24 protein-coding genes are annotated in these 25,422 nt (G+C 38.4%); 13 read left to right on the top strand and 11 right to left on the bottom strand.

Annotated features, from left to right (window positions below; genetic code table 11):
* The first annotated feature begins 113 nt into the window (after positions 1-113).
* Both MP622_RS05165 and MP622_RS05160 read left to right on the top strand, forming a co-directional pair.
* Positions 114-1,274 carry an iron-containing alcohol dehydrogenase gene (locus MP622_RS05165; protein ID WP_243792852.1) on the top strand — a complete coding sequence of 387 codons (1,161 nt, stop codon included), beginning with the start codon at positions 114-116 and terminating at the stop codon, positions 1,272-1,274.
* 29 nt (positions 1,275-1,303) lie between these two features.
* A complete protein-coding gene (locus MP622_RS05160) occupies positions 1,304-1,759 on the top strand; it encodes a thioesterase family protein (RefSeq protein ID WP_243793459.1) in 456 nt (151 codons plus the stop codon).
* Between the two features lie 3 nt (positions 1,760-1,762).
* Here the strand turns inward: MP622_RS05160 and dnaX are convergent, their stop codons facing one another.
* The 5 genes from dnaX to MP622_RS05135 all read right to left on the bottom strand — a co-directional run bounded on the left by dnaX (position 1,763) and on the right by MP622_RS05135 (position 8,533).
* Complete coding sequence (dnaX, locus tag MP622_RS05155) at positions 1,763-3,865, bottom strand: DNA polymerase III subunit gamma/tau (protein WP_243792851.1); 2,103 nt, start codon at positions 3,863-3,865, stop codon at positions 1,763-1,765.
* A gap of 188 nt (positions 3,866-4,053) precedes the next feature.
* Positions 4,054-4,683, bottom strand: coding sequence for a hypothetical protein (locus tag MP622_RS05150; protein ID WP_243792845.1), 630 nt, complete (start codon positions 4,681-4,683; stop codon positions 4,054-4,056).
* A 111-nt stretch (positions 4,684-4,794) separates the two neighbouring features.
* Positions 4,795-6,054, bottom strand: a complete 1,260-nt coding sequence (locus MP622_RS05145; RefSeq protein ID WP_243792844.1) for a serine hydrolase domain-containing protein — start codon at positions 6,052-6,054, stop codon at positions 4,795-4,797.
* An 87-nt stretch (positions 6,055-6,141) separates the two neighbouring features.
* On the bottom strand, positions 6,142-6,996 hold the full coding sequence (locus tag MP622_RS05140; protein ID WP_243792843.1) for a MaoC/PaaZ C-terminal domain-containing protein: 855 nt from the start codon (positions 6,994-6,996) through the stop codon (positions 6,142-6,144).
* A gap of 145 nt (positions 6,997-7,141) precedes the next feature.
* The gene (locus MP622_RS05135) at positions 7,142-8,533 is read right to left on the bottom strand and encodes a 3-oxoacyl-ACP reductase (RefSeq protein ID WP_243792841.1); all 1,392 of its coding nucleotides are present in this window, start codon (positions 8,531-8,533) and stop codon (positions 7,142-7,144) included.
* Positions 8,534-8,776: 243 nt separating this feature from the next.
* Here MP622_RS05135 and MP622_RS05130 point away from each other — a divergent pair, with 243 nt between their 5' ends.
* Positions 8,777-10,303, top strand: coding sequence for an acetyl-CoA C-acetyltransferase (locus MP622_RS05130; protein WP_243792840.1), 1,527 nt, complete (start codon positions 8,777-8,779; stop codon positions 10,301-10,303).
* Between the two features lie 98 nt (positions 10,304-10,401).
* Here MP622_RS05130 and MP622_RS05125 read toward each other — a convergent pair whose 3' ends face one another.
* Complete coding sequence (locus MP622_RS05125) at positions 10,402-10,983, bottom strand: DedA family protein (protein ID WP_243792838.1); 582 nt, start codon at positions 10,981-10,983, stop codon at positions 10,402-10,404.
* Positions 10,984-11,275: 292 nt separating this feature from the next.
* On the bottom strand, positions 11,276-11,704 hold the full coding sequence (gene aceI / locus MP622_RS05120; protein WP_044740417.1) for a chlorhexidine efflux PACE transporter AceI: 429 nt from the start codon (positions 11,702-11,704) through the stop codon (positions 11,276-11,278).
* Positions 11,705-11,837: 133 nt separating this feature from the next.
* Here aceI and MP622_RS05115 point away from each other — a divergent pair, with 133 nt between their 5' ends.
* The 4 genes from MP622_RS05115 (at position 11,838) to MP622_RS05100 (ending at position 15,849) form a co-directional block, all read left to right on the top strand.
* Positions 11,838-12,728 (top strand): LysR family transcriptional regulator, encoded by an 891-nt coding sequence (locus tag MP622_RS05115; protein ID WP_151504944.1) that lies wholly within the window; start codon positions 11,838-11,840, stop codon positions 12,726-12,728.
* An 88-nt stretch (positions 12,729-12,816) separates the two neighbouring features.
* Positions 12,817-13,803, top strand: coding sequence for a transaldolase (gene tal, locus MP622_RS05110; RefSeq protein WP_044740416.1), 987 nt, complete (start codon positions 12,817-12,819; stop codon positions 13,801-13,803).
* A 79-nt stretch (positions 13,804-13,882) separates the two neighbouring features.
* Positions 13,883-14,536, top strand: a complete 654-nt coding sequence (leuE, locus tag MP622_RS05105; protein WP_243792837.1) for a leucine efflux protein LeuE — start codon at positions 13,883-13,885, stop codon at positions 14,534-14,536.
* Between the two features lie 140 nt (positions 14,537-14,676).
* Entirely contained in the window at positions 14,677-15,849 is a 1,173-nt protein-coding gene (locus tag MP622_RS05100; protein WP_243792836.1) for a benzoate/H(+) symporter BenE family transporter, read from the top strand.
* A 58-nt stretch (positions 15,850-15,907) separates the two neighbouring features.
* On the opposite strand, the gene MP622_RS05095 is transcribed toward MP622_RS05100, so the two are convergent.
* Both MP622_RS05095 and MP622_RS05090 read right to left on the bottom strand, forming a co-directional pair.
* The gene (locus tag MP622_RS05095; RefSeq protein WP_016166349.1) at positions 15,908-16,252 is read right to left on the bottom strand and encodes an SMR family transporter; all 345 of its coding nucleotides are present in this window, start codon (positions 16,250-16,252) and stop codon (positions 15,908-15,910) included.
* Positions 16,253-16,321: 69 nt separating this feature from the next.
* Positions 16,322-17,329, bottom strand: a complete 1,008-nt coding sequence (locus MP622_RS05090) for an alpha/beta hydrolase (protein ID WP_243792834.1) — start codon at positions 17,327-17,329, stop codon at positions 16,322-16,324.
* Between the two features lie 316 nt (positions 17,330-17,645).
* On the opposite strand from MP622_RS05090, the gene MP622_RS05085 reads away from it, so the two are divergent.
* Positions 17,646-18,089 carry a universal stress protein gene (locus MP622_RS05085; protein ID WP_016166351.1) on the top strand — a complete coding sequence of 148 codons (444 nt, stop codon included), beginning with the start codon at positions 17,646-17,648 and terminating at the stop codon, positions 18,087-18,089.
* Between the two features lie 122 nt (positions 18,090-18,211).
* Positions 18,212-18,655 (top strand): universal stress protein, encoded by a 444-nt coding sequence (locus tag MP622_RS05080; protein ID WP_016166352.1) that lies wholly within the window; start codon positions 18,212-18,214, stop codon positions 18,653-18,655.
* A gap of 80 nt (positions 18,656-18,735) precedes the next feature.
* On the opposite strand, the gene MP622_RS05075 is transcribed toward MP622_RS05080, so the two are convergent.
* Together MP622_RS05075 and pepN are read right to left on the bottom strand one after the other, a co-directional pair.
* Positions 18,736-19,242, bottom strand: coding sequence for a hypothetical protein (locus tag MP622_RS05075; protein ID WP_243792833.1), 507 nt, complete (start codon positions 19,240-19,242; stop codon positions 18,736-18,738).
* Between the two features lie 280 nt (positions 19,243-19,522).
* A complete protein-coding gene (gene pepN, locus MP622_RS05070; protein WP_243792832.1) occupies positions 19,523-22,132 on the bottom strand; it encodes an aminopeptidase N in 2,610 nt (869 codons plus the stop codon).
* A 198-nt stretch (positions 22,133-22,330) separates the two neighbouring features.
* Between pepN and MP622_RS05065 the strand changes: the two genes are divergently transcribed.
* From MP622_RS05065 to thiM, 4 genes are all read left to right on the top strand, one after another.
* A complete protein-coding gene (locus tag MP622_RS05065; protein WP_243792831.1) occupies positions 22,331-22,774 on the top strand; it encodes a hypothetical protein in 444 nt (147 codons plus the stop codon).
* A 163-nt stretch (positions 22,775-22,937) separates the two neighbouring features.
* Complete coding sequence (locus MP622_RS05060) at positions 22,938-23,201, top strand: hypothetical protein (RefSeq protein ID WP_016166355.1); 264 nt, start codon at positions 22,938-22,940, stop codon at positions 23,199-23,201.
* Positions 23,202-23,364: 163 nt separating this feature from the next.
* A complete protein-coding gene (locus tag MP622_RS05055; protein WP_243792830.1) occupies positions 23,365-24,522 on the top strand; it encodes a hypothetical protein in 1,158 nt (385 codons plus the stop codon).
* A 60-nt stretch (positions 24,523-24,582) separates the two neighbouring features.
* Positions 24,583-25,404 (top strand): hydroxyethylthiazole kinase, encoded by an 822-nt coding sequence (thiM, locus tag MP622_RS05050; protein WP_228155371.1) that lies wholly within the window; start codon positions 24,583-24,585, stop codon positions 25,402-25,404.
* The last annotated feature ends 18 nt before the right edge of the window (positions 25,405-25,422 follow it).

The raw sequence follows: 25,422 nt of genomic DNA, 5'->3' as shown, positions 1-25,422 counted from the left end.
TCAATAGAACGTTTATTTTGCAATGTCTTATGTTAAGTTATTTGGAGGTTGAATCCCACTAAAACTGTATAACAAAAACACGTAAATATTGATAAAGCATGAAGGAATTGCCAATGTATGACTTTCAGTTTCAAACTGTTTCCCGAATTATTTCAGGCCTCGGCTCAATTCAAGAACTCACAACGGTCTTGACTGAGCAAAGTAGTAAAAAAGTGTTGTTGGTGACAGATAACGGTATGCTACAACAGCAGTTACATCACCCTATTTTAGAAATTTTAGAACATCTGTCATTAGCACATGTGATTTATGCCGATGTCATTGCTGATCCACCCGAACACGTTGTCAATTCAGCCGTAGAATTTGCAAAACAAGAAAAAATTGATACGGTGATTGGCTTTGGTGGAGGCAGCTCTTTAGATGTTGCAAAACTCATTGCAATTTTAGCCCATCCAGACCAGTCGCAAAAGTTAGCTGAACTCTATGGAATCAACAATGCAAAATCTCCTCGATTACCCTTAATTCTCATTCCGACGACTGCGGGTACAGGTTCTGAAGTCACGCCAATTTCCATTGTGACTACAGGTGAAACCACTAAAATGGGCATTGTCTCATCTGTACTGTATGCTGATGTAGCCATTTTAGATGCAACTTTTACCCAAAATTTACCCGCGCATATTACGGCAGCAACAGGTATTGATGCCATGGTTCATGCCATCGAAGCATATACTTCAAAAATTAAAAAAAATCTGTATGCCGATATGTTAGCCAAACAAGCATTAAGACTACTCAATCAAAATTTAAAGCTGGTATTAGAAGATGGTTCGAATCTTCAAGCACGGCAAAATATGCTGAATGGTTCGATGTTTGCAGGTCAGGCATTTGCCAATGCCCCTGTAGGTGCAGTACATGCATTGGCCTATCCTTTGGGTGGACATTTTCACATTTCGCATGGCCACAGTAATGCCTTGGTTTTAACTGAAGTCTTGAAGTTTAATGCACCGAATGCCAAGCATTTATATGCAGAACTAATGACATGGATAGATCCTTATAGCAATGGTTGCACTGATGGATTATGTGATTTATTTATTGATCATATGCAAAATCATTTAGACCGAAGTGGTTTGACTTTAAAGCTCAATGCACTGAATGTACCAAAGACTGCCCTTTCAACACTGGCACAGGATGCCATGTTACAAACCAGACTATTACAAAATAACCCGCGCGATCTAAACTTGAATGATGCTGAACAAATTTATCATGCAATTTACGCTTAATTCATCACTTAGCAAAGGACATGCAAAAAATGAAACCCCAAGCCAAACTTAGAGAAAACTATCCTTTTATTTTTCCCATACAAACACGTTGGTCAGACAATGATATTTACGGACATGTAAATAATGTCAATTATTATAGTTTCTTTGATAGCGCAGCGAATGCGCTGCTGATTAAAAAAGCTCATTTTGATATTCACCGCTCAACAATTATTGGCTTAGTGGTGAGTTCATCTTGTCAATTTTTACAAGAGCTTTGTTACCCCGAAGTGATTGAAGTCGGTGTGGCAATCAAACGTATGGGCAATAGTTCTTTAGAATATGACTTGGCCATCTTTAAAGCCAATCAAAATACAGCTGCGGCACAGGGACAGTTTATTCATGTTTTTGTAGATCGAGAGCAGCGCAAAAGTACACCGATTCCCATGAACATGCGTCAGGCTCTACAAGCTTTTATGCAAGTCAAGCCTGAACCTAAGCTCATCTAAGAGTTATTTCAATTGAATGTTATGTAATTCAGCATCAAAACTTTGGATTAAATCACGTACTACGGGTTCAGTTTGTAACAATTCCTCTGCCCGCTGATAAGCTTGCTCTTTACGTTGGTGCTGTAAAATATAAGGTGTGGTATCTGTAACCGCACCATATTCAATTTTGAACAGCGTATTTGGCCACTGTTTTTTCAGCGCTTGTTCCAAAGAATGCTGTGATTGACCCAATAATTGCTGATATTGCTCTGGAATATGAAACACAGATTCCGCATCAATTTTCCCTGTCATTACACCATGTTGTGCTAACTCTTGCACAGCAGGCGATAATTCACTATGCCTGAACCAGAACTCCCACTTACCAAGCGTCCACTCACCTTCCAAAACTTGTTCTTGTACACGCAAAATATCTTGCGGCATAAGCTTTGCAGTTTCTATATTCGAAGCAGTTGGTGTTAGCAGAGATTCTATTTCAGGCTCAGGTTGCTCAATAAGTGTCTGAACCGCTGAATCTGTTTCGACTTCATCAACCGCCAAATTCAAGAGTGTATCTTGAGCTTTATCACCATCTGTGAAACCTGAATCGGCTGATAATGAATCATTTTCATCAGATGGTTCAACTTGACGTTCTACTTTTTCTTCTACAGCAATTGGTGCAATTTCTTCAAATAAGAAATCATCACTACTTACTTCAGATGGAGCTTCGTATGATGTATCAGTATCTTCATCAAGGTCGAATAAAACATCTTCACTCTCAGGATCAAACACGATTTGATCTGAATGACTGGTTAGATTAGCCGTTTCTTCAACCTGCTCTGGAATTTCTGGTAATGCAGGCTCATCTTGTAGATTTGTCTCAACAGCAAGGTTTTCGACAGGTGGTGTAACTTCCGCTATCGCTTGAATTTGCTCTTGCGGAGCTGCAACTACCGTATTGATATTGCTGACAGCTTGTTCAGTAGCTAACACTGGTGCCGACTGAATTTGTGTAGTAGGCGTTGAAACCAAGACTTCATTTGGTTGCAAAGGTCTAAATGCCAACAAACGCAATACGCACATTTCAAAACCTTGCTCTTGCGTCACCGCAAGTTGCAAATCTGCACGCCCTTTACACGCAATCTGGTAATAAAGTTGTAAATCTTGATCTGCGATGAGCTGAGAAAGCTGGGAAATCTTTTGATTAATTTCGGCACTATATTTCAAGCTTAGATCAGGTAAATATTGCAGCAATGCTAATTCATGCAAAGTTGAAATCAACTGATCTAAAACCAGAGAAACATCTAAAGCTTGCTGTCTAAATTGCAGCAATAATTGACTCACACGCGCTTTCTGATTTTGATGAATCGCCATCAATAAATCATAAATGATCGTACGATCAATCAAGCCTAACATCTCTTTTACATCTTGATGCTGAATCGCACCTTGACCATAGGCAATCGCTTGGTCAGTTAAAGAGAGTGCATCACGCAGCGAACCTTGTGCAGACTCAGCAATTTGCCAGATTGCATCTTGCTGAGCTGAAATCTGTTCTTTTTCCAGAATTTTTGTCAAATGCTCGGTAATTTCATCGACCGCTAGAGGACGTAAGGTAAATTGTAAGCAACGCGAAATCACCGTAATTGGGAGCTTTTGCGGATCGGTTGTTGCAAATAGAAATTTCACATGCTCAGGTGGTTCTTCTAAGGTTTTAAGCAAGGCATTAAATGAGTGTGTAGAGAGCATGTGTACTTCATCAATCAAGTACACTTTATAGCGTCCCTGAGTTGGAGCATACGGTACGTTATCTAAAAGTTCTCGCGTATCTTCTACTTTGGTTCGTGACGCCGCATCAATTTCAATCAGATCGATAAAACGACCTTCATTCACCGCTTTACACGTGGCACAGACTTCACACGGCTTCGCTGTTACACCTGTTTCGCAGTTTAAGCATTTCGCAAGAATACGTGCAATTGTGGTTTTACCCACGCCACGTGTACCTGTAAATAAATACGCATGGTGTAAACGCCCACGTTCCAATGCACTACTGAGTGCACGCGAGACATGGTTTTGCCCCACTAATTCATTAAAATTACGGGGACGATATTTACGCGCAAGTACTTGATACATGTATGCTCCTTTTCACAGGTCTAAGCATACTGTTTTTTTGCACAAGAGTGAATGAAGATCTCAATCAGTGGAACTAATTCGATCGATTTCGTCAAATTTAACCATTTTAGCATTAGATTCCTCTAGGACTTTTTGATTTAGCGGTTTTCCAAGATAACGATAAAGTTTATTTGTATTTCAAAAATGATTTAATCACTTACAAATTGTCTTTTTGAAATACGTTCCGATACTGTTCCTTCATCCGTACCTATTTGTACCCCTACCCCTCGTACCTTATACCCAGTTTGCGTAAATTCTTGAGCTACATAATGGTCTGATGTACTTTTATAAAATTTTGTACTCAGCCCCCATAGCTCACCAAGCCCTTGCCACAAGCCGTCACCTTGTGCATATTCAATTGAGTAGTCTCCAATTGGCAACATTAATTTTTCGCTACTTCCTCTTGGAACTTGTACAATGGCTATAATTGCATTGTTTAATTTATTCCTAACAATAAATACAGCATCTTTCTTGTTTGATGCCTTCAAATGAACCGGTCCTAGAACTGAACCATCATCTGAATAACGAAGCATTACTTTCGCTAAAAATGGCTGAGCATTTTTTTGCAATTCCGCTCTGCGCCTTTCGTCATCGTTTTCAATATTTTCCAATGCATTAGGCTGATCGTTATTTCCAACAGGAGAATATGAATTCTGAAGTACCGCAGAGTGGTTAATATTTTTATCAGTGAAAAAGATATAAAGACTTCCTACAATCACTGCAGCAATAATAAAACCTAAAAATTGTGAACCTAATTTGTTATTTTTATTAAAACTCATTATATGCTCTTTCTTTCAATTAAATATAATTTAATCAATACATTATAAATCAAAAAAAGCAATTCCTCCACTACTCATACTTTCGTCACAAAGGTATAAGTTATCTCTATCTTAAAACCAGCCTTTATGTCCTGTTAGAATTTTATCAGCACAGCGCAAAGTTTCTTGCGTTAAGCCCCACAAACGATAATCCCCAGTAATGGACGCCGTTACAAAATTATGTGTGTAAGCAAAACTTAATTGCCGCGCTGGATCACACCAAGCACCTGAGCCATTAAAACCCAAGTGTCCGAAACCTTGTGGGACATGTTTCCCTAAAGTCAGGACACGGTGATATCCCAAACGCCAATGCATTGGAATCGGCATAATTCGGTCACGATGCTGATATTGAATTTGCGACATGCGTTGAAATACTTCAGGTTTAATCAATTGTTGCTGTTGCCATATCCCCCCTTGTGCCAACATGGCATAAATTTTTGCCAAACTTTCGGCAGAGAAAACACCATTCGCAGCTGGAATTACAGCTTGTAGACCTTGTTCACTAAAAAAACTAAAGTTCTTCATACCTTTAGGAATCATAGCATCTTGAAAATCTTGCGGATTTTGACCTGACCATGTTGCAACACGATCCATTAAAGTCATTTTCTTGGCTGTATTTTTTCTTTTTGAAGAATCAGAACTTGAGCTTTTAGAGTTCGCTGTGAGGAATGGTCGTGCAACCCGATCAAGTTCTGATGTTGGCACACCAAAATAAGCATCTTGTATATGAAGAGGTTGTAACAAATATTGTTGCATTAAATGAGATAAACTTTGCCCTGTAGCTTTTTCCAGAACACCGCCCACTAACCAGCCAAAAGTTAAAGGCTGATACGCTGCATCTTCACCAACAACAAAGCGCGGTTTGGCCTCAGCAATCCGATTTAACATAAGCTCCCAATCGGCCATTTGCGCTGCGTCTTGAACCAAATTGCGAATATCAAATAAGCCACTTTGGTGGCTTAAAATGTCTGCCAAGCAAATATTAGATTTACCATTTTGTGCAAATTCAGGCCAATACTTTGCAATTGGTTGATCATAATCAAGTAACCCGCGACTCACTAAAATATGAGCTAAGGTTGCCAAAACACCTTTGCCTGTTGAGTAACAGACCGACAAGGTGTTCTTTTCCCATTGTTCTGTCGCTGATTTTTTCCCTATACAAATATCAACAACCTTTTCTCCTTGAAAATACACGCAAAGTGCAGCCCCACCTTGATGCATTCGCGGATGCTGTAAGCGACTGAACTGTTTCGCCAAATCTTCAAAATTTTCAGTGACATCACCATGATATTGATTTGGACTCGCTGATAAATATGCTTTTAGTTCTTTCATCTTACATCCTTATAATTTTTTAATTATTGATACATACATAAGTAAAAAAGCCCAAATCCTTAAAATTTGGGCTTTTATTCAGCGCTATTAGCGTGCGGTAATATGACCTGTCACATGTGGTTTTTTATTCTTACTATTTTGTATCATAAAATCGATATCCTTACCTACCTGCGCAGTGAGGAACTCAACTTTAGAAGGCAAATACATAGGTAATTTAAACCAAACATCAGCCTCATAGCTGTCGGGTAAAGTTAAATTGGCTAAGGCTTTTGCTTTGCTCCACATACCATGTGCAATCGCTTGTTTGAAACCAAATGCTTTTGCCGTGATGGCATGAATGTGAATTAAATTAAAATCACCAGAAGTTAAGGCATAACGACGACCCGTATTTTCTGAAACTGTCCACTCTGCCTGAAGCGTATAATTTGGGCGAGTTTCTTCTTTTGCTTTAGTAGCCGCTTTTGTTTCAGTTTTTTGACGTGCAAGATAAGTCGTCACCCCTTGCATCACGACTTCATTGCCCACTTTTGCGGTGGTAATAAAATCAAACTGCACGCCTTTATCGTGCGGCTTTAATTCACCAAACTGGCAAGATAGACTTAAGCTTTCATTTACACCAATTTTACGGCTTTGAGAAACTTGGTTACGAATATGTACCAAACCTAAAATTGCAAAAGGAAATGCCTCTTGCGTCATCATATGCATTTGTAAACTTTGCGACAAAACAGCTAAATAAATCGCTGGAATATAACCATTATTTTTAAAACCACATACTTCGTTATAGGCTTTTAGATGTTTTGGATCAACTTTGAAAGAATCCACCACATATTCAACTTGCGGTAGAACTTTTTCGCCTTTAGGCTTTTTAAAGATGAGTCCCTGCACGACTTTCGGATAAGCCAAATAAGGTTTCGGAAGTTGAGAAAAATGGCGCGTATTCATGTTGAACCTATGTGAAGTTTTTATTTCAATATTTTTTGAAAGCTTCTTCTCCTTCAGGGAGAAGGTTAGGATGAAGGAAGAATTCCATTCCCTTTATTGGCTTTCCCTCTCCTTAAAGAAGAGGGAAAATTCTAAACTTTTATAATTAAGCACCTAATAAACTTTGTCCGCAAACACGAACAACGTTACCATTTAAGCCCGTCGAAGCCGTTGAAGCAAATAAAGCAATGGTTTCTGCAACATCAACAGGTAAACCGCCTTGACTCATCGAGTTCATACGACGGCCTGCTTCACGGATAGCAAAAGGAATTGCTGCTGTCATTTGTGTTTCAATAAAGCCTGGTGCAACTGCATTAATGGTTATACCATTTTTTAAAATCGGTGCAGTAAATTTCACCACTCCAATAACACCTGCTTTCGATGCAGCATAGTTGGTTTGACCTAAGTTCCCAGCAATACCTGAAATTGAAGATACACAGATAATACGACCATTGGCATTTAAACCATCATGTTCAAGTAAATAATCATTGACACGTTCAATCGCAGACAAATTGATGTTGATAACCAAATCCCAAAGTTCTGGCTTCATATTGGCCAAAGTCTTGTCACGGGTAATACCTGCATTGTGCACAATAATATCAACACCGCCCTGTGCTACAGCAGCTTCTTTAATTTTCTGACCTGCATCTGCTGCGGTAATATCAATCGCTAAAGTCGAACCACCAATTTCACTCGCAACACGATCCAAGTCAGCTTGCTGTTGTGGTACGTCTAAACAAATGACATGTGCGCCATCACGTGATAACACATGTGCAATTGCCTCACCAATACCACGGCTCGCACCTGTGACTACAGCAGTTTTACCTGCAAGTGGTTTCACCCAATCTACATCAATTACATCTGCTTTAGATACACGAATGACTTGTCCTGAAACATAAGCAGAACGTGGCGATAAAGCAAAACGTAACGTAGACTCTAAATTCGCTTCCGCGCCTTCATCTACATAGACCAATTGTGCAGCAATACCTTTTTTGAATTCTTTGCCTACAGATTTAACAAAACCTTCTAAAGCGCGTTGAGCAATGGCTTGCTTTACTGTTTTAGCCGTTTCAGGTGTTGTACCAACGACAATGACACGACCCGAAGCCAAAATCTGGCGTGCGACAGGGTTGAAGAAATTATAAAGCTCTTTGAGCTGTTCAGAATTTTGAATACCAGACGCATCAAAAACGACGGCTTTGAACTTCGACTCACGATCACCATCGTTAAATGCATTCAGTTTTAAACCTTGGGTTGCAGCAACTTGTTGTAATTCTGCATTGTTGCCTGCATAGCTGTTTGCGTGAATATTCGCCAAAACCTGAGAAATTGCACCAGATAATGTGCCTGCTGGTGCTGCACCAACCAAAACTGCACCTTTAATTACAGGCGTCGCAGAGTCAAAACGATCTAAAAAAGTGGGTGCTGGCAAACCTAAATTTTTAATGACAAATTTACCAATTGGAGATTTTGCGAATGCTTGGTATTGGTCAGTCATGTTTATTATCTCTCAAAACGAATTAAATTTATTTGATGGCTTTTAAACTACTGTTTAACTTCAATATCATGTCAAAGACGTAGATTTCAATAGACCCATCAGTTTCCGTTGAATCATACTTGAGTTAATCTAGTGATGACTTGACCTGAATGTATTCTGCAATGTCATTGTAGTCAATTCGAGCTATGCTGTATTGTGTTAATGTACACCTCAAGAATACTGTAACATGCTTGGAAAAGCCTTATGAGCAAAACAACTCAAGATAATCCAGCAGTCGATCATTCTGTGGCAGAAACTGTGTCAAATACATCAAAAGCACGTACTCGTACACGCAAAACAACTGACACAGCTTCTACGTCTGCAACCCCAACGACTAAAACAACACGTACACGTGCAACTTCTTCGCCTCGCAAAAAAGCAGCACCTAGTACAACTAAAACTGAATCTACAACTCAAACTTCTGTCCAACAGGAAAAAATTATGAGTCAAAATACTCCTCGCCGCGTTGCAATTATTGGTGGTAACCGTATTCCATTCGCTCGTTCGAATGGTGCTTATTTCACAGCATCAAACATGGATATGTTTACTGCAGCATTAAATGGTCTTGTTGAACGTTATAATCTTCAAGGTCAGCGCCTAGGTGAAGTAGTCGCAGGCGCAGTGTTAAAACATAGTCGTGACTTCAATATGACTCGTGAGTGTGTGCTAGATACTGCTTTAGCACCTGAAACTCCTGCTTATGATTTGCAACAAGCATGTGGAACAGGCTTACAAGCAGCGTTCCAAGTGGCGAATAAAATTGCCTTGGGACAAATTGAAGTGGGTATTGCTGGTGGCGTAGATACCACTTCAGATGCGCCAATTGCTTTTGGTGATGGTTTACGTAAGGCATTGCTTGAGCTCAATATCGCAAAAACAGGTAAAGACCGTTTAAAAGCATTAACCAAAATTAACCTGAAAGATTTGATGGATGCCCCTAAAAATGGTGAACCACGTACTGGTCTATCAATGGGTGATCATCAGGCGATTACAGCATTGGAATGGGGTATTTCGCGTGAAGCACAGGATGAACTTGCAGCCTCTTCACATCAAAAAATGGCGAAGGCTTATGAAGAAGGTTTCTTTGATGACCTGATCACACCATTTTTAGGTTTAGAACGTGATAACAACTTACGTGCTGATTCTACAGTTGAGAAACTGGCTAAACTTAAGCCTGCTTTTGGTAAAGGTGATGCACGCACCATGACTGCGGGTAACTCTACCCCATTAACCGATGGTGCATCTTGTGTGTTACTTGCCTCTGAAGAATGGGCAAAAGCAAATGGTTATGAAGTACTAGCTTATTTAACCTTTACTGAAACTGCTGCGGTAGACTTCATTGGCAAGAATGGACCAAAAGAAGGCTTATTAATGGCCCCTGCTTACGCAGTTCCTCGTATGCTTGAACGTGCTGGTATTACTCTGCAAGATTTTGACTATTACGAAATTCATGAAGCCTTTGCTTCACAAGTGCTTTCAACTTTAAAAGCTTGGGAAGATCCACAATTCTGTAAAGATCGCTTAGGCTTAGCTGCACCATTAGGTTCAATTGACCGTAACAAACTCAATGTTAAAGGTTCTTCTTTGGCAGCAGGTCACCCATTTGCGGCAACAGGTGGACGTATTTTAGCAACGGCTGCAAAACTTCTTAACCAAAAAGGCTCTGGTCGCGTACTCATCTCGATTTGTGCGGCGGGTGGTCAAGGTGTAACGGCAATTGTTGAAAAATAATTGACTTACCCCCTCTAAAAAAGCACTTCTACGGAAGTGCTTTTTTTCCCTCTGAGACTTCAATTAACTCTCAACTTCATGATCTATTTGTAGCAAACTCAATGATCTTTAGATTGTTTAAGGAATGAAACCATCCAAAAGAGAAAACGAACCAATAAGATACAGGTAATCACTGCGACAATGATCAAGGCTGAATATTCGTCATGTTGGACTACCGCTTGCCAGAACAGATGCAACCAATGCGAAACTTGCAAACCAACACTTACAATAACAAATGCCCAAATAAAACAAGCCAATAGATTGATTGCCATATAACGCAAAACTGGGTATTGCTTAATCCCAATGATCATAGGAATAACTGTTCTTAAGCCCCAAGCAAAACGCATCAATAAAATACTTAAGGTTGGATAGTTTTCAATTAATACACTGGCTTTTTGAAATCTCAGTTTTAATTTTGGGTGCTGATCAATAAAGTCATATCCATACCGTTTCCCAATTTGGTAATACAACTGATCACCAATAAAACCACCAATCATTGCAGAAACAATCAACAGCCAAAAATTGAGAACATGCTGATGTACGGCATAAGCACCGAGCATGAGTATCGTTTCACCTTCGAAAAAAGAACCAATGACGACGGCAAAATAACCGTAATGTTGTAATAAGTAAGTCCAATCCATCTGCATACTCTTTTTATCGTTATTAGGATCTCTTTATTTAAAAATTAAAGCCGAGATACCACTCGAACTTTTAAAGATTATAGGATAGATCATTTAAACAACTAAAACCGCATTTGAGATATGATTACCAAGCTATTTAATCTAGCTGAGATCTGACTTCAAATGCATCAACTATTATCCATCGTCAAACAATTGAAATAATACAATTTTTTTATTTTTGCAATGAGTTTACTGTTAAGCGATTCAGCATCCATACATAAAAAAAGCCACTTATTTGTGGCTTTTTTACTTCTTATGACTGCTGAACAGGAGAATACCCTAATCGCATTTCAATATGGTCATAACACCATTGGAAAATAAAGGTATATACCAAAATACACATGGTCAAACTCAGATCCAATAATATGGCTTGCCAGATGGTCATGTCCATTGCATACGCTACCATTGGAATAGTGGCTAACATCAAACCACCTTCAAATCCAATCGCATGCATAATACGAACGCCAACAGTACGTTGCAATTTACGGCGTTGCTCAAACTTTTCAAAAAAATGATTAAAAATCATGTTCCAAAATACGGAAGTGATTGCCATAGCTATTCCTAGGCTTCCCGTCACTTCCATGGGCATGTTAAAAATAAAACTTAATGCGATGGCAATGATGACCAACAGGATGATCTCATAGCTTAACGCATGAACAATCCTTCTCTTGGAAATCAACATTTAAAAATACTCTTTGTCTTAGATGTTTGCTATTTTATGTTTATGATATTGATTAATCGAGTTAGATTCTTTCAATATTTTTGAAAGGTTCACCATGAAACTTTTTTTAGTAACTTAAGCAAAATATACGCCAATGAATATAAACCAAGATCAACTGATTATTTTCCAAACCGTCATTGAAACTGGTTCTTTTTCAGCAGCCGCAAGAAAGCTGGGTAAAGTTCCCTCTGCGATTAGCATGTCTATTGCGAATCTTGAAATTGATCTAGATCTTACGCTTTTCAGCCGTCAAGGTCGTGAACCAATTGCAACTGCACAAGCCATGACTTTATATGAGAAGACTCAACAGCTTCTCATTGAAATGAATCAATGGAAACAACATGCCTTTGCCTTAGCTGGAGGCCTAGAGTCGAATTTAAATATTGTGGTAGTTTCTGAATTACTCCATACGCATTGGACGGACTACATTCTGCTACTCGAGCAACGTTTTCCTGAACTTCAAATCAACATTTTTTCGGCACCTCAAGAAGATGCATTACAAATGCTGCTCGATCAATCTGCACAATTAGCATTAATGTTTGAGCGAGAACAATTACAAAGTGGTGAACAATTTGTAGAGCTCAAACGAGAAACGCTTATTGCAGTCGCATCAAAACAACATCCTCTCGCTCAACATGAAAAAATAAGCTACGAACAATTACTGCAAAGTCGACAAATCGTTGTGGCCAGTCGTGACCGAAGTTTAAAGCCTGAATTACTTTTTTCTAAAAATTATTGGCGTACTGATAATCATCACTCATCATGTGCCATGATTTTACAAAATCTAGGCTGGGGTGTACTCCCTTATGAAATGCTCAATGAAAATCCAGCATTGCAACAACAATTAAAAATCCTGAATTTCCAAGATTTCTCACCCAAATTTGAATATTCGGTTGATTTAGTCTGGAGCCGTGAAAGTCAGCTTGGTGCGGCAGCTCGGTTTTTGATTGAACATATTCGAAACAACAAAAAAAATACGAATTAAATGTGCTCGAAGCCCTGATTTTGCTTGGGCTAAGCAAAGTTTGTGGTATAACTAAATGACGGATATAACTTTTAAGAAATAGATTTCAATGACACAAAATGCGTTAAACCAATTAAAAAAGATGACAACCATCGTTGCTGATAGTAGTGACTTAGCGGCAATTGAAAAATTTCGTCCGCTCGATGCAACGACCAATCCTTCTTTAATCACAGCAGCAGCCAATCAACCAGAAAATAAAGTTTTAATTGAAGCTGCGTATGATCAAGCAAAGCAAGAAGGCTATACTTCTGATGAATTGATTGAACGTACCATTGATATTCTGACTGTAAAATTTGGGGTAGAAATTCTTAAACTGATTGAAGGCCGTGTTTCAACCGAAGTGGATGCTTCATTATCTTATGACACCGAAGCAACCATCGCCAAAGCCAAATCGCTTTTAGCACTTTATAAAGCTTATGGTATCGATCAAAACAGAATTCTGATTAAAATTGCTTCAACTTGGGAGGGCATTCAAGCTGCTCGAGCACTTGAAGCTGAAGGTATTCACTGTAACCTCACCCTTCTGTTTGGTTTACATCAAGCTCAAGCTTGCGCTGATGCTAAAGTGACTTTAATTTCTCCATTTGTAGGTCGTATTCTGGACTGGTACAAAAAAGCTGAAAATGTAGAAAGCTATCCTATTGATAAAGATCCGGGTGTGGTCTCTGTGAAACAAATTTATCAATACTACAAGCAACACCAGATTAAGACTGAAATTATGGGAGCAAGCTTCCGTAGCATCGATCAAGTCCTTGGTTTAGCAGGTTGTGATTTGTTAACAGTATCTCCTAATTTATTGGCTGAATTAGAACTTGATACCCGTGAAGTACAACTTCAGCTCGACCCAAACCAAATTACAAGCAGTTCCGAACAAGCAGTCATTCTTGATAAAGCGACGTTTAAAGACCATTTAGAACATGATCTAATGGCCTTCCAATTGCTACAAGGCGGTATTGATGGCTTTATTAAAGCACGTGAACAACTTAATACCTTATTACGACAATCATTCGGTTTGGATGCTGAAATTCAAGCTTAAAAATTCTGCACCATAAGTGCGCAAACTTTAAGCTCATTTTGTTACAATAGCAAAATGAGCTTTTTATAATGAGTATATTGTGTTTGGCATTACGGATCTCAGTACCTATATTATTGGAACAATTTTAATTGTTATTCTTCCAGGTCCAAATTCGTTATATGTCATGTCCATTGCATCACGTTTTGGAATACGTATAGGCTATCTTGCTGCTTTAGGCGTTTTTACTGGCGATCTCATTCTGATACTTTGTACCATCTTTGGTGCTGCTTCTTTATTACATAGTTTCCCATGGCTGTTTATTATTCTAAAAGTAGTTGGTGCAGCTTATTTATCCTATTTGGGTAGCCGACTTATCATTGCAAGTATACGAACTTGGAAAGGAACTACTGCTCAGGCTTTAGAGGGTTCCAATACTCAGCTCACCTATAAAGAGGCTCAGCCCTATCGTACCGCTTTGACCATTAGTATTCTGAATCCTAAAGCGATTTTGTTTTATCTGTCTTTCTTCGTTCAATTTGTCGATCCGAACTATGCATACCCAGCGATTAGCTTTACCCTGATGTCTGTTATTTTACAGATCATTAGTATGCTTTATTTAAGTATTCTGATTTTCTCTGGCGTACGTTTTGCAGCATTTTTCAACCAGCGTTATCGCCTCACTTCAGTTGCTGTAGCAATCGTTGGATTTGCTTTTTTAGGCTTTGGCATGAAATTGGCATTTTCAACACTGTAGTTGAAGAAATTTCAATAATGATCTTTAAAACGTGAAATATCGTTTAATTTTAAGATATTTACTTTTCCCCAATATAGCTTAAGCGTATGATGCAAGACCTATATTTAAACTTTTGGTCAAAATAGAATAAGTACGGATACATGCAAAAACTCATTCAAGATTTTTCTATTCCCGCAGTCTTCGCTGGTTTCATTACATTTTTAATTGGGATCAGTGTATCTGCGGTGTTGGTCATTCAAGCAGCTCAAATTTTAGGTGCAAGTACCGAACAAATTACCTCATGGTTTTGGGCTTTAGGGCTTGGTATTGGTCTGGTGGGCATGTTTCTATCATGGAAACTAAAATACCCAGTGTCGACTGCGTGGTCTACCGCTGGTCTAGCGCTCATCATTGCCACAGGCAGTGGTTATAGCTTAAATGAAGCCATCGGTGCTTTTCTGGTTTGTGGTTTGATTACTGCGGTTTTAGGTTATTTAGGCATTTTTGAAAAAATTCTAACGCTTATTCCACAAAGTCTAACCAGCGCAATGTTAGCAGGTGTCTTATTAAAATTCGGCATCGAACTTTTTGCCAGCCTTAAAACTGATTGGGAATTTATTCTATCCTTATTAGCCGTTTATATCGTTGCAAAAAAACTTACACCTCGCTATAGCATCGTATTAACAGTGATCGCGGCGATTGCCTTGTGCCCCGTGTTTTTGGACTTCCATCCCCCCACAGTTTCATGGAGTATGGCTCAACCCGTCTGGATGACACCTGACTTTACTTGGTCTGCGATTTTAGGTCTTGCACTTCCCCTATTTGTCATTAACATGGCCTCGCAATATTTACCTGGCATTGCCATGATTAAAAGTTATGGCTATCAACCTCATGTCAATCAATTAATTGGTGGCACTGGACTCATTCAAACCGTATTAGCACCTTTTGGTTGTTATAGTGTCAATATTGCAGCCATTAGTGCCGCAGTGAGCTTAGACGATCAAGTACATCCAGACCCAAGCAAGCGTTATATTGCAGGAATTAGTTGTGGTTTTTTCTATGTCTTAATGGGGTTATTTGCAGCAACCCTCACTAGCCTTTTAATGTCTTTTCCACATATTTTTATTGTGGCCTTAGCTGGAATTGCACTATTTGGAACCATTAGCCACAACATAGCACTGGCTTTTCATGATGTTTCTGATCGTGAAGCTGCATTGATGACTTTTTTATTTAGTGCTTCAGGCGTTCAGTTTTTTGGCATTGGTTCTGCATTTTGGGGGCTACTATTTGGTTTTGCCGTTGCATTTATTATGAAATTGAACATCAAAAAATAAGCTCTGTCTAATAAAAAAAGCATACATATTTTGTATGCTTTTTTTATATTATTTCGTATCAATGCCCAATTGAGTTTGAGAAAACATTCATAACAATTACTCCACCCACAATCATGCCGATTCCAATTAAAGCAGGTAAATCCAAAGTTTGTTTAAATACAAAAAAACCGACTAAAGCCGTCAATACAATACCAACACCACCCCAAATTGCGTAAGCAATTCCCAAAGGAATAGTTTTGATTACTTGCGATAACAAATAAAAAGAAACGACATAAAACACGACGACCAATAAACTAGGTCCTAATTTTGTAAAACCCTCAGATTTCACTAAAAATGCCGAACCCGTGACTTCAGAAACAATTGCCAAAGCCAACATGGCATAAGCTAACAGTAGGACATTCATGCTTGTGTTACTTCACCAAATTTTCTGGATGCAGATTAACAGTTCATAGATACGGATTATAGAGTTTTTCTACGATGAGGCATCCAAATTACTGAATTGTTCTATAAAAGAAATGGTTTGATCAAAAGTTTGCTGACTGGCTTTTAACCCCATAAAAAATTGATACTCATGAACTAATGGCTCTTTACTTTCAGGATAAAACACAGCAGTTGCAGGTATTTCATGCTGCTTTAATGCGGCAACGAAAGGAACAGATTGAGTCGCTGTTAAAAAGTCCTTATGACCTCCACTAATAAATACTGGAGGATAATTTGCAGTTAGATGCTTTATTGGCGATATTTCATTTAAGAAAGCGCCATCGTCCTTACGCTCCCCTGTGTATGCCTTAACGAGGCTATAAATACCCCATTCTATAATTTTATGCTCATCAGGTGCTGTCGTCACAAAAGAGGCTATATCGTAAATACCGCAATGCAGAATTAATCCTTTCAACTGTTGCGGTTGGATTGCAGGTACAAAATTTGATTCTCGGGCAAATTGAGGATTTGTAAGCAACGCTGCGTAGTGACTTGCTAAATTAGCACCTGCTGAATCACCTGCCATATAAAGTTGATTGGCATCAATCTGATAGTCCTCAGCATGCTTACTAATAAACTTAAGTGCCCGATTTATTTGCAATAACTGATTAGGATAAATCACTTGAGGGGCAAATTGGTACTCGACTGATACAATATTAAAACCTTGTGCAGCAAGCAACTTAAAGTATCCACGAGCATTTTCTTTTGAACCAGAAATCCATCCCCCACCATGAATCCAGATAATTGTCGGTCTTAAACCCAGTTCTTCAATATTTTCAGGTTGATATAGATCGAGTCCTAATTTTGGATCTTTTAGATACTCAATATTTGAATAGATCAACACATTTTTAGGTGCATGTTTATCCAACATTCTTTTCTGTATTTCTGTGGCCGTATTAAAACTTCGTGCAATAACTTTGCTACTTTTTTGAGTATTTTGGCATGCCGTTAACAACACCAAAATACAGCTTAAAATGATAAAAATTGTCTTTTTATACATGAGCAATTCCACAGTTTTTAAATATTTTCATAATGATGTGTTTTAAAGAATCTTTTTCAGCAAGCGTATTTTAGCGAAAAAATAATACTCGATCATAAAAAATGAAAAAAACCATTCCATTTTGATTAAGCCTTTCCTGATAAATCTGATAAAAACACTCAACTTACTAGCTTTTAGAAAGCCTTGAGAAAGATTAAAAATCTCTAATTAATTGAATGAATTTACGCTGTTTTTTCATTTTATAAATTGATCACAATCCGACTATGTGCTATCTATAAATAAGTAGCAATAATGATAAACAACAGGAGTAAATCCGATGTCTTACCAACATATTTTAGTTCCAGTAGACGGCTCTGCAATTTCATTTTCCGCAGTTAAACAAGCCGCGATTATTGCGAAAGCATTTGGCAGCGAATTGACTTTGATTAGCCTTGTTGCAGAAGATCCTTTTACAGAAGTCGACTTTTATTATTCTTCTGCCATTATGAAAGAATACTTTGTACAAGCTTATGCCAATGCTGAAAAAGCCCTAAAAGAAGCCATTGTTTTTGCTCAAGCAGAAGGTGTTGAGCCAACAACACAAATCATTAAAGGACAAGTTTCTGCTGAAGGTGTAGTTCAAGCTGCTGAAGAGAAAAAATCTGATTTAATTGTGATGGGTTCACATGGTCGCAAAGGCTTCCAAAAGTTTTTACTTGGTAGTTTTGCACAAGATGTACTTCGTGGTACGCATCTGCCTGTTTTAATTGTAAAAGAATAAGCCAATAAATCGAGCACCTACTTTTAGGTGGGTGCTTATAGAAGTATCTTTTAAGGATACTTTTAAATTTTACAAATGCAGAAAGCTAAGTTTTTTATAATCATAATCGAAGGTGTGCACCCATGACTTATCAACATATTTTAGTACCTGTCGATGAATCTCCAATTTCATATACCGCTGTTGAGCAAGCACTTTCTTTAGCAAAACTCCTGAATTGTCGCGTAACGGTTATGTGTGTCGTGGCTGTCGACCCTTTTGTCGGCGTCGACTTTTACAAAGTTGCTCCAGCAATTACCGATTATTTCATGCAAGCAGAAGAAAATGCCCAAAAGCGTTTGGCAGATATTAAACAATCCTTCATTCGAGATGAGATAGAGGTTGACACTAAAGTAATTCGTGGCGTTTCCGCCGCAGAAGGCATTATCCAAATTGCAGATGAAGTTAGTGCTGACTTAATTATTATGGGTTCACATGGTCGTACTGGTTTCAAAAAGATGATGCTCGGTAGTGTTGCACAGGCCGTACTTACTCAATCCCCTATTCCAGTTCTTGTTGTAAAAGTCTAAAGTTAAAAAATCCCTCGACGTCGAGGGATTTTTTATATATCTATTCAGCAAAATTCAGAACTTACGTATTAAAAACAGCCTTATTTTTTAATTTGAATTGCACGTGCCATTACATCTTCAGGCACTTGATCTGTAAATACCACTGCTAAGGCTTTGTCATTTTTAGGCATTTTTTCAGTATTATTAGCTTCTAATACTGCGTTAATATCCTCTGGTGTGAAGCTGTACATAGCACCTGTCGCTGGATCTACTGCCAACAAACCAATTAGCCCACCAAAAATAATATTACCAAAATACCAGCCACTAACTGTGCCTTTTACTGTCACGGTTTTCGGTGTAAACCCATCTTTACTAAAAGTAATTTGATATTCTTCTGGTTTGAAATAACCAGCACCTTTTTTCAAGCTTACTGTAGTAGGTGTTTGCCCAACATGTACACTTTGCCCTGCGCGGTTTTTAATTTCAATTTTGGCTGAATCTGGAACGCTGGTAAACGTTAGCGTTTGAGTCGACCCCTTAATAATACTTGCACAACCTGTCATCAGCATTGTTGCAGAAATCATAGAGGCAACTAATAATTTATTCATTTTTATTACTCTTTTAAAGAAATCTGGCGAAATGTAACAGAAAGTTAACAAATTATGAAGAAAATATGTAGAAGAAGTATTTAATTGATCATTTTTTATGACAAAATTATCTAAATGTCTTTTTCAATTATTTTCAGAAGAAAAAAGTTCAAGTAAATAAATATCTTATATTGCTACATTTATTCAGTGTTTCTATTTTTAATTTTAATGAAACCAATAAAAAGGCTATTTCCCATTGCTGAAAAATAGCCTGAACCAGCTTAAACTCTAGAATTTTTTATCAGATGCTCAGCATACTGTTTAAAGTTTCCACCACATTTTTAGATTTCACTTGTGGCTTTAAGGCTTCTAAAGATGCCAATACATGTGAACGTTGGGGTTCGGCTAAAGTATACCAACGAGATAAAACCTGTAATAAACGTGAACCTAAAATTGGATTCTTTTCATCTAAATACTTGGCCAAATCTACAAAATGGTCAACACCAAAGCTCCAAGTATTTACAGGGTTGCTATTTAAACCACCACTCACAGCACGAATTCGGTTTGGTACTCCCAAATCATAATCTGGATGATTAATCAAAGTTTGAATACTTTCTGCAGTTGCACTCGGATTTGACGCTTGCACTGTAAACCACTGGTCAAGAGAAAGTGCTTCATCTTTGAAGCGCGTATAAAAGTCTTGGAGAGCAGTTGAAGCTTGTGGTGCATCATTCCAGACTAAAACACGTAAAGCCCCTAAACGCTCAGACATATTGGTCGTACTGGTATATTGACGGTAAGCCAAATCAAATGCTTCCGTATCACCTTGTCGTGCCAACATCATCAACATGATATTTTTCAATGCCCGAACGCCCATGGCCTGTGAAAAATCTTTCTGCAAATCAGGATCTAAAGCTAAGTATATTTCTTTACAGAATTGACCTAATTCACATGCCAAGGTGTTTAATAATGCATTACGCTTTTCTTGAATTACCTCAGGATTATAGTTTTCATCAATACGACTACCCAAATAACCTTCGCTCGGAACATCAAACAAACGTGAAGCCAGTAAAGGATCTTTTTCGACAAGTGCAGGCAACGTATTTTTAATGGCTTGAACATAAATTGCTGCATCATGATCATTCAATAAAACGCGCTCTAACAAGGTTTGTGTTGCCTGCCATTGGTTAAAGCCGTTGGTTTCATACTGAATCAGGAACGCCAATTCTTCATCTGAATAGTTAAATTCAAGATTGACTGGTGCAGAGAAATTACGAAGCAAAGACACGACAGGTTTAGCTGTTACATTTGTAAAGATAATGCTCGCTAGTTCTTGATCGAACAAATACACACCATCTTTGACGCTATTTTCAAATAATGCATCAGATTGCAGCGTGTATTGTTCACCTGTTTCCGCATTGAATAATGCCAGAGCCACAGGAATTGGAACTGCTTTTAAGTTCGGATATTTCGCATGGGCTTTAAGGCTTTGTTTAAAACTCAAACGATAGGTTTGTGCCGCAGTATCATACTCACCTATCGCTTCAAGTTTTGGCGTGCCTGGTTGATTATACCAAGTCAAAAAATTTGACAAATCAACACCTGAACCCGCAGTTAATGCAGCAACCCAATCTTCAACTGTTACAGCTTGACCATCGTGACGGCGGAAATATTCATCTGTGCCTTTACGGAATTTTTCTTTTCCTAATAAGGTCGCCATCATGCGGTTAATTTCAGCCCCTTTCTCATATACAGTAGCTGTGTAAAAGTTATTAATTTCTACAAAATGGTCAGGACGCGGTGGATGAGACAATGGGCCCGAATCTTCTGGGAATTGATGTGCTTTAAGTACAGCGACATCATCAATCCGTTGCACGGCTGCCGATTGCAAATCTTCCGAAAAAGATTGATCACGAAAAACTGTTAAGCCTTCTTTTAGACATAATTGGAACCAGTCACGGCAAGTAATACGGTTACCTGTCCAGTTATGGAAGTATTCATGCGCTATGACCGACTGCACACGCATAATTGCAGCGTCTGTTGTGTATTCTTCATCAGCCAGTACACATGAAGTATTAAAGATATTTAAACCTTTATTTTCCATTGCGCCCATATTGAAAGCACTGGTGGCAACAATCATATAATTGTCTAGATCATATGGACGACCGTAGTGTTCTTCATCCCAACGCATCGAATGTTTTAAGGCTTCCATCGCAATATGGCATTTTGGAATATCTTTTTCTTCAGCATAAATTTCCAAAGCCACATCACGTCCTTCAGAAGTCGTGTATCGATCTTTTAAAACAGCTAAATCACCAATCACACAAGCAAAAAGATAGCTTGGTTTTTTGGTTGGATCTTGCCAAATCGCAAAATGGCGGTCTTCGCCAACCGAACCTGTTTCAAGCAAATTACCATTGGCCAGAAGCACTGGATATTTTTTATCGGCCTCTACACGCGTCGTAAATACTCCTAAAACATCAGGACGGTCTGGATAGAATGTAATTTTACGGAAACCTTCTGGTTCATTTTGTGTTACATACAAATCTGATGCTGCTTGGTATAAGCCTTCAAGCTGCGTATTTGATTCGGGATGAATGATCACTGATGTTTCTAAGATGACTTCATTTGGTGCATTATGGATAACAAGTTGCTCACTATCTAAAGTGTAATTGCTCACATTTAAAACCTGACCATTTAAGCTTATAGACTTCAGCTCTAAATCACGCCCCAATAAGACCAAATCACCGTCAGTCTGGCGTTTCATGACCAAATTGGCATCCACTTGAGTATGTTCTGCATACACCTGAATATCTAAATTGATCGAATCAACCAGAAATACAGGTTTTTGATAGTCTTTTAAATATACAGTTTGATCTGCTTCTACCACTGGGTTTGCCGCAATGTTCATATCATTTCCTATTTGTCTTTTTAGCATTGACTTTTGCATTGCGTAAAATCATTCATCACAGTACAAGTATCTTTGCCCTTGTTTATCATTCAATATGGGTGTTTATTTTCCGCATTTCAATCACGATTGCGCATAATTTTAAGGAGATGTATTTTATTTATACGCTTTATTCCTCCTCTACGAGTATGTCGGCTAAAAATGAAAATACAACACCTGATTTACGGCATCATCTTGTCAAGTTTTGCATCCATTGCAATTGCCGCGCCAACTCTTCAATACATGGAATGTCTTGCAGCGGATCAACAACATCATTTTGTTTTGGTTGCCCCAGCCCAAAATGCGCAAACAATAAAACTGATGTATTTTCCTTATTTAAAGCCCATTTCTTTGCATTATATAAAAACTGAAAATATTGAAATGGCAGAAGATCGTCCTTATGAACAGCACCTTTTTTTTAACGAACGTAATTACGGACGCAATACAGGGCAATATGAAATTATTCTGCAAGGTGCACGCATTTATGCAGTGATTTATAGCGCGAAGCAATCTGGTGCTATAACAACTTATCAAAATTATCTAGCAGATGAACAAAAACAAAAAGTGAATCAGACACTCATAGCCCATAAATTACAGTGTATTTAGCGCATACCTCTCTATTTCAGTTACACACCGTTTCGTATCACTTGTGCGAGTGACATTTTTATGAATTATCTTTCAAACTGACTACAATTTGTGCACGTTTTTTGCTTGTAAATAGATGTGCAAAGCGCACTATAAAATGAGCAAAATAAAAACGAGGTGCAAAATGTATATCAAAGAACATTTGATTCGTACGGAAAATATCAAAATCATGCAAACCTTGCACGCGGCAGGGATTGATCACAAAGTGATTGCTACATTTATGTGTTGTGAAGGTATTGCAATACAAGCACAAGAGGTTAGCACCGTTTTAAATCAATATGATGCTTTAGGAAGCAAAAAAATTCCTTCCAAAAAAGTGAAAGCTTTAATTTATGCCAAACAACTCGGAGAAGATGACGAAACACTGCCTTGCCCTGCAGCCTATTAAATTCTTTCTAACTGCTACCGAATAAAGAGCTACTCGAAGCAGTAGCTCTTTTTATTTGCAAAACATCAGCAAAGCTTTGCACAAATGCTTAACAGTTCAACTCTTAACAACACCTAAACGGTGTATAATCTTAAGCACTGATTCAATTATTCGATGACTAACCATGCTGCTCCAAATTCTGCAAAAACAACTGGATGAAAGCACAACTTGTCCGCTTTGTCAGGCAGCAATGTATTGGGTAGAAGCCGAACAATATGATCAAGATGTGCAATTCCATGAATGTAGTCACTGTGCGCATCGGGTATTTCAGTCGGATAAATTCACGTGTCACTGTGACAGTTGTGCTTCAAAACGTAAAAAATTACTTCAAGAAACGCGACTGCAAGAACAACGTAAACTCAAGAAAAAAGAGATTGTAGAGCTAGAACTGCGCCAACTTAGCTTTCTACACAAACTGTTTTTACTCAGTATTCTGGATAATCAGATTCAGGAATATTCAGCACATGACGAATTTATTCATTGGGAAAAAATTAAATATCAACCCATTACCCCCAATTATTATTTTCAAAGTACCTTGCTCAAGCAACTTTTAAAAGACCAAATTTTAATTGCCAAAGACTTTGCAGAAGAAGCGCATGAATATTATGTCAATGTCCGTCTAGAAGGTTATACAGAGCCAAGTTTATTCAGTATTACCCAACAACTCAGACATTGGTTTTACGAAAATTTAAAACTCGGCATCCCATTTAAAGATGCTGAAGAAGTTAAAAACACCCTGTATTTGATCTTATATCAAGAAATCGTCCAGTTCATGCAATATTACTGCAAATCTTGGGGGGTTCAAATTGCGGGAAATCAGAGCTTTCAAACTTTTTGTTATCGTTTAATGGATACTCTCGCGGTAGGTCAGATTTATTATCTCATCCAAACTGCATTGGAATATTTATATGAACAAAAAGCACTAAAGCCACGCAATGAGAACTTCATCAATACCAACTTACTCAAAAAAACTGTTCAGCAGTATCGGGAACGATCTCTCACAGAAAAATGGGAAACATCTACACTTCCTCGTTTACCCACTATGCCGCTCAGTAAAATGAGTGAAATCCTATTTTTTAAATTTCTCGGTTATGATGAACGGATTTTCTTTCAACCTGTCTGGCGTTCGTGGAAGAAAATTGAACCGCGTTTAAATTTCTATTCAGTCAAACGCTGTATGTATTGTGGTTCCAACGACTTAGCCGTTGACTATGATGCCGAAGAATACGTATCTTTATTTTGTCGACATTGTAAGCATCAGGACCACTATTTCACACAGTGAATGGTGAACATCATGTCTACACTTTCAAACCAGCCAATATTTGACCTTCAGGATAATCTAGTGGATCAAACTGCACCATTACTACAGAAAATTGTTGAAGCGCATACCCAACTCCGTGCAACTCAACCTCTAGTGCAATGTATTACCAATAGTGTCGCTGCCAATTATGTAGCCAACGTACTACTTGCCTGTGGTGCTTCGCCCGCTATGATTGATAACCCATTCGAAGCAGAAAATTTCACTCGGATTAGTAGCGCACTCAGTATTAATTTAGGTACACCAACAACGGAACAAATGCAAGCAATGCAAATTTCTGCCAATACAGCACAGCAAGCTTCCGTTCCTTGGGTACTTGACCCTGTGGGTTATGGCAATATTTTATCTTGGCGCTCAGAAATGACCAATGAGCTGTTGCAATATCAACCCTCTGTAATCCGAGGGAATGCTTCGGAAATGAGTGGATTAGCAGGCAATCAAGTGACAGGTAAAGGGGTAGATAGCACGCTAGATAGTGCAGAAGTTTATATACAAGCTTGGACTTTGTTAGACCATGCTGAGTGTATTGCAATTTCAGGTGAATCTGACTTTATTCTCTCTAAAGAATTAAACAGCGTCATTCAAGTCAATGGCGGTTGCTTTCTACAACCAAGGGTGACTGCAACAGGTTGTGCGCTTGGTGCTTTAATTGCAGCTTATTGTGCTGTAACCGATGTTACAATTGCCACTTTGTCCGCACATGTACATTTTGCTGTCGCAGGACAATTAGCATACCAAACAGCACAAACTGTAGGTTCATTTAATGTGGCTTTCTTAGATGCACTTGATAGCCTTACAGCTGATCAAATCAGTGAGTATGCAAATTTCAGCATCATTCACAGGTAAAAAACAGATGTGAGCATA

Origin of the sequence: Acinetobacter sp. PK01 (assembly GCF_022819285.1) — a bacterium.
In the GTDB taxonomy this organism is placed as follows: Bacteria; Pseudomonadota; Gammaproteobacteria; order Pseudomonadales; family Moraxellaceae; genus Acinetobacter; species Acinetobacter tandoii.
The sequence above is the reverse complement of the archived record's forward strand: the minus strand, read 5'-3'. Positions and strand labels throughout refer to the sequence as shown.

What these genes read in the sequence shown, in the direction of transcription:
- MP622_RS05165 (WP_243792852.1), top strand. Translation starts at nt 114, where the DNA reads ATGTATGACTTTCAGTTTCAAACTGTTTCCCGAATTATTTCAGGCCTC.
- MP622_RS05160 (WP_243793459.1), top strand. Translation starts at nt 1,304, where the DNA reads ATGAAACCCCAAGCCAAACTTAGAGAAAACTATCCTTTTATTTTTCCC.
- dnaX (WP_243792851.1), bottom strand. Translation starts at nt 3,865, where the DNA reads ATGTATCAAGTACTTGCGCGTAAATATCGTCCCCGTAATTTTAATGAA.
- MP622_RS05150 (WP_243792845.1), bottom strand. Translation starts at nt 4,683, where the DNA reads ATGAGTTTTAATAAAAATAACAAATTAGGTTCACAATTTTTAGGTTTT.
- MP622_RS05145 (WP_243792844.1), bottom strand. Translation starts at nt 6,054, where the DNA reads ATGAAAGAACTAAAAGCATATTTATCAGCGAGTCCAAATCAATATCAT.
- MP622_RS05140 (WP_243792843.1), bottom strand. Translation starts at nt 6,996, where the DNA reads ATGAATACGCGCCATTTTTCTCAACTTCCGAAACCTTATTTGGCTTAT.
- MP622_RS05135 (WP_243792841.1), bottom strand. Translation starts at nt 8,533, where the DNA reads ATGACTGACCAATACCAAGCATTCGCAAAATCTCCAATTGGTAAATTT.
- MP622_RS05130 (WP_243792840.1), top strand. Translation starts at nt 8,777, where the DNA reads ATGAGCAAAACAACTCAAGATAATCCAGCAGTCGATCATTCTGTGGCA.
- MP622_RS05125 (WP_243792838.1), bottom strand. Translation starts at nt 10,983, where the DNA reads ATGGATTGGACTTACTTATTACAACATTACGGTTATTTTGCCGTCGTC.
- aceI (WP_044740417.1), bottom strand. Translation starts at nt 11,704, where the DNA reads ATGTTGATTTCCAAGAGAAGGATTGTTCATGCGTTAAGCTATGAGATC.
- MP622_RS05115 (WP_151504944.1), top strand. Translation starts at nt 11,838, where the DNA reads ATGAATATAAACCAAGATCAACTGATTATTTTCCAAACCGTCATTGAA.
- tal (WP_044740416.1), top strand. Translation starts at nt 12,817, where the DNA reads ATGACACAAAATGCGTTAAACCAATTAAAAAAGATGACAACCATCGTT.
- MP622_RS05100 (WP_243792836.1), top strand. Translation starts at nt 14,677, where the DNA reads ATGCAAAAACTCATTCAAGATTTTTCTATTCCCGCAGTCTTCGCTGGT.
- MP622_RS05095 (WP_016166349.1), bottom strand. Translation starts at nt 16,252, where the DNA reads ATGAATGTCCTACTGTTAGCTTATGCCATGTTGGCTTTGGCAATTGTT.
- MP622_RS05090 (WP_243792834.1), bottom strand. Translation starts at nt 17,329, where the DNA reads ATGTATAAAAAGACAATTTTTATCATTTTAAGCTGTATTTTGGTGTTG.
- MP622_RS05085 (WP_016166351.1), top strand. Translation starts at nt 17,646, where the DNA reads ATGTCTTACCAACATATTTTAGTTCCAGTAGACGGCTCTGCAATTTCA.
- MP622_RS05080 (WP_016166352.1), top strand. Translation starts at nt 18,212, where the DNA reads ATGACTTATCAACATATTTTAGTACCTGTCGATGAATCTCCAATTTCA.
- MP622_RS05075 (WP_243792833.1), bottom strand. Translation starts at nt 19,242, where the DNA reads ATGAATAAATTATTAGTTGCCTCTATGATTTCTGCAACAATGCTGATG.
- pepN (WP_243792832.1), bottom strand. Translation starts at nt 22,132, where the DNA reads ATGAACATTGCGGCAAACCCAGTGGTAGAAGCAGATCAAACTGTATAT.
- MP622_RS05065 (WP_243792831.1), top strand. Translation starts at nt 22,331, where the DNA reads ATGAAAATACAACACCTGATTTACGGCATCATCTTGTCAAGTTTTGCA.
- MP622_RS05060 (WP_016166355.1), top strand. Translation starts at nt 22,938, where the DNA reads ATGTATATCAAAGAACATTTGATTCGTACGGAAAATATCAAAATCATG.
- MP622_RS05055 (WP_243792830.1), top strand. Translation starts at nt 23,365, where the DNA reads ATGCTGCTCCAAATTCTGCAAAAACAACTGGATGAAAGCACAACTTGT.